The following is an 898-nucleotide window of genomic DNA, read 5'->3' as shown; positions in this document are numbered from 1 at the left end:
CTCCCTGATGCGGTCGTGGAACGCGGACCTGCTCAGGTCACACGGCATCCGGTTCAACGCGGTCAGCCCCGGCCCGGTGAACACCCCGCTCTACTCCAAGCTCGGGATCGAGGACCCCGCGCAGCAGGCGGCGGTTGTGGAGGCGATCAGCTCCGGCATCCCGCTGGGCCGCATGGGTATGCCCGAGGAGGTCGCGGAAGCCGTCGTGTACCTGGCCTCCGATGCCTCGGCCTTCGCGGTGGGCCAGGACCTTATCCTGGACGGCGGCCAGACCGTCCTCTGACAGCGAGGATGCGGCCGGGAGACGGGCGAGGGGCGTGGGTATGTCGGTGGCGGACCGTGACCGAGCGGAAAGCGGTGGCGATGCGTGCCGGGCCGGGTATCACGCGCAGATCAAAGAGGAGAACCGTGCGCGTATTATCCGCGCCGCCCGCGACCTCTTCCTCGCCCGGGGATACGACAAGACCTCCCTGGCCCAGATCGCCAAGCAGGCCCGCGTCTCCACCGGCACCCTCTTCAAGCGGTACCCCTCCAAGGCTGCGCTGTTCGCGGCCGTCACCTCCGAACAGTGGCAGCTGGATGTGCAGTACGCCGAACCGCCCCCGCCCGGTGATCCCCGGTACGGTCTGGACCACATCGGCCGCGACTACGCCTGCCTGGTCTCGCGGCCCGGCACGGCGGCGCTGTGCCGCCTCATCATCACCGAACTACCCCAGATGCCGGAACTCGCCGACATCGTCGGCACCGGCTTCGCCATCGACCGCGGACCCTTCTTCGACCGGCTCCGCGACTACCTGGAAGCCGAAGCCCAGGCCGGCACACTCGACTTCCGTTCGGCCGACGGACAGCCACAGTCGGCATCCGAAGTGGCCGAACAGTTCCTCGGCATGATCTGCAG

General features: G+C 68.7%; 2 protein-coding genes. Both read left to right on the top strand.

Annotated features, from left to right (window positions below):
* Positions 1–283: SDR family oxidoreductase (locus ADL12_RS22615; protein ID WP_159053246.1), on the top strand; the 283-nt coding region annotated here is incomplete at its 5' end.
* Positions 284–323: 40 nt separating this feature from the next.
* A partial coding sequence (locus tag ADL12_RS22610; protein WP_062704517.1) for a TetR/AcrR family transcriptional regulator occupies positions 324–898 on the top strand: 575 nt, incomplete at its 3' end.

It is taken from the genome of Streptomyces regalis (genome assembly GCF_001509475.1).
GTDB lineage: Bacteria > Actinomycetota > Actinomycetes > Streptomycetales > Streptomycetaceae > Streptomyces > Streptomyces regalis.
Note: the sequence above shows the minus strand (reverse complement) of the source record. Positions and strands in the feature narration are given on the sequence as shown.